The organism is Pseudomonas sp. PS01299, from assembly GCF_029960145.1.
Lineage (GTDB): Bacteria > Pseudomonadota > Gammaproteobacteria > Pseudomonadales > Pseudomonadaceae > Aquipseudomonas > Aquipseudomonas putida_A.
In genome coordinates, this window is record NZ_JASCPO010000406.1 from 1 (window position 1) to 2963 (window position 2963).

The window sequence follows — 2963 nt, forward strand, 5'->3', positions numbered from 1 at the left end:
CCGCAGGCTGCTATATTTTGATCTTGTTTTTAAAAAGAAACATAAAAAGATCGCAGCCTGCGGCAGCTCCTACAGGTCGTCATCCATTCAAAGTGCCTCGATCGGAGTTCCCGCTGATGTCCGAAACCCCACCCAATCCGCCGACCACAGACCCGGTATCACCCTACGAATCCCTCAACTCCAGAAAACTCCACGAAGCCGCCGAACGCGCCCTCGACCACTACCTCGCGCCCGCAAACATCATGGCCACGCCGTATACCCCCAGCAGCATGTTCATGGTCAACCCACAAACCGATACCGAATCCCTGCTGGCCAACGCCTGCGAATCCCTGGCCTCGGCCACGGTCATGCTCGGTGATTTCGCCGGCACGCTGGAAGGGCCGAGTCGCAACACGGTGTTGGGCATTGCGCAGGTGGTGATGCTGGGGGAGTTGGCGGTGAATCAGGCGCTGGATAATGTTGTGCCCAAGGAATAGGCGCTGACAGTTCTGGCCTCTTCGCGAGCAAGCCCGCTCCCACAGTGGATCTGCGTTGGTCACTTGTTAAGTGCCCGGCAAAGATGCCTTGTAGGCGTGAGCCTGCTCGCAATTGCCATTAAATAAATCTGTCCCCTTATCACTTCTCAGCAACTAGGGTTTAAGGCGAGCAAACCCTTTCGTATCAATTGAATGTGACGGTGAAGGGCGGAGTTATCTGCTTTCCTGTGGGGCCGAAGAAGTTCAGCGTATATATTCCCGGCCCTTTTAGTGTGATACCCCATAATCCGAGTTGACGGGAACCAGGGGATTTAATGTCTAAAGTCCTGCTTTGAAGCTCACCCATGGGGCTACTTAGCGTTACTACATGAGTTCCTATGGCGAGGGATACGACCTGAAAACCCAAGCTCAAGCCCACGTAATTCGAAAATAACAATACGCTACCGTTTTGAGGAAGATACCCGGCGCCTCCTGACGGCAATTGCATCCAAAAACTGAGAACATCTTTTGTATCTATGACAACGATGAGGTACGGGGCAGAAGTCTGATCACTGCCATCTAGAACCTTCGCAGTGAAGATGTGAGTCAACGCGTCAAGCCCCATCAAGGTGTACGACCACTCTCCGTTTTGCGAGTCTGCCAAGACCTCGCCTATGGGTGTCAGGTTATCCAGAATTTCGACTCTTTGGCCCCTGCTTGCGACCCCGGTCAGAACTATCGTTCTGTCAGCAGTATCACGGCCAGACACAATCATCTGGCCCACAGAGTCTCTTGCCGAAATGATGGTGGGCCGCACATCCTCAAACGCCTTGATCGTATAAGTACGCACCGGAAACTCCACCGCCTCACTTTCCACCGCGCTCTGACCAAGTGCGGCTTTAAACTCCAGTGCCAGGCTGCTGCCATCCTGCAGAGCTTTGAGCTCATCGGCTGGAAGCGGAAAAGTGAAGAACCGGTCAGCGATCCAGTCGGGGTTGGTGAAGGCCGTCGGTGCGCTCCAGATCTCGCGTGTGTAGGCGCTGCCGTCGGCATTGGTCCCGCGCAGGCGCAACCAGACGTATTGGTTGAGGGCGATCAGCGGCCAGTCACCCATGCGTACGGACGCTTGGGTCAGGTCGCCTGTATGCAGTTCCGGGCCGGCGCCGTCGTTGTCGGCCTGCTCGATGGTGGGGCTGGCCAGCGCGCTCTGCGGCATTGCTTGCACCGTCAGGTCAAATACCCGGGACGGTGTTGGATGACCATCAATGATGACGACGTAGGAGATTTTTACCTGCTTACCCAGATTGAACGCCACCACGCTGTTGGGGATCGCAAACTCAAGCCCTTCGCTTACCGCGCGCGGCACTGAGGTGTGCGACCCGCCGGCCGGCGTGCCGTCAGCGCCAGTCCAGGTGACGCTGATTGCATGGTTTGGCAGCAACGCGCTGTTGTCCGGCACCACGATGGTCAAGGTGTCCCTGACCAGCAGCGGGTTGAGTGCGCTGTCGCCGTTGTTCTCCTTGATCGAGGGAGCGAGCAGTTCCAGCGCGACGCCCACGGTGAACACCAACGGATTCGAGAGGCTGGTCTCATCTGTGGCATGGCGCCAGAGCTGGTAGCGGACGGTGATCTTGCTGCCGCGGTTCGGTTCGATGTGCTGGGCGACGAAGGCGGCGTCCAGGTTGATGACCCAGTCTTGTTGGGCGGTTACGGCATTGAATGTGCGGGACCCGGGTTCCTCGCCGGAGATGTCGCCCACCCACTTCCAGGTGGCCTCGTCGTTGGCTACCCATGGCTTCACCACAGGCCTGGGGATGGTCAGTCTGCTGGTACCGCCGGGCAGTGTGGCCGGGTCGAGGAAGCCGTTCGCCACCCCGAGGACAATGGGGGCGTCCAGCTCGAATTTCGGTTCACCCACATTGAACAATTTCGTGTGCAGCGACTCCCGTCTGAGGATCTCGTCGCCGTCGGCTATCAGCAGGTCGTACCACCCCTTCAGGGTTCCGCCGTCAAGCAGCTTGAGGTTGTAGTCATTGACGGTGATGACAAAACCTTCGGGATTCTCGACTTCATCCTCCTCCGGAATGTGCCACTCCAACTCAGGCAGGAAGGTGCTGCCGTCCGGACTTTTACCCAACAGGAACAGCTCAATGCCCATGCCGTACTCGATGGCCGGATCGAACGGAATGCGGACGTTGATGGGTGTCTTCGTGGGATCGATGAAGTCACCCTCGGCTTCCTCGATGATCGGTGCGGCCAGGCGGTGGGCTGCGCCGGTGACTTGTACAAACTGCCTTTTTGAGCCTAACGGGTCACTGCTGCCGCTGCGTTCCAGCCGATAGAAGAAACTGACCTGGGTATTGACCAGTTTGCGCACGTCGGCAATGGACAGCTTGAACTCGTAGTTATGCGGGATATTGTCGACGGTCTGGGGCAGGGCGGTGACTTCGACTTTTTCGCCCTCCAGGGTGGTGCCGAGCATGGTCAAGTGAATGATGTCATCCATCT

1 protein-coding gene and 1 pseudogene are annotated in these 2963 nt (G+C 57.4%); one reads left to right on the forward strand and one right to left on the reverse strand.

Going from position 1 to position 2963, the window contains the following annotated elements:
- Window positions 1–116 precede the first annotated feature (116 nt).
- Complete coding sequence (locus QMX91_RS30350; protein ID WP_139055869.1) at window positions 117–476, forward strand: DUF6124 family protein; 360 nt, start codon at window positions 117–119, stop codon at window positions 474–476.
- 184 nt (window positions 477–660) lie between these two features.
- On the opposite strand, the pseudogene QMX91_RS30355 reads toward QMX91_RS30350, so the two are convergent.
- Window positions 661–2963, reverse strand: a pseudogene (locus tag QMX91_RS30355) (hypothetical protein); the annotation flags it as partial.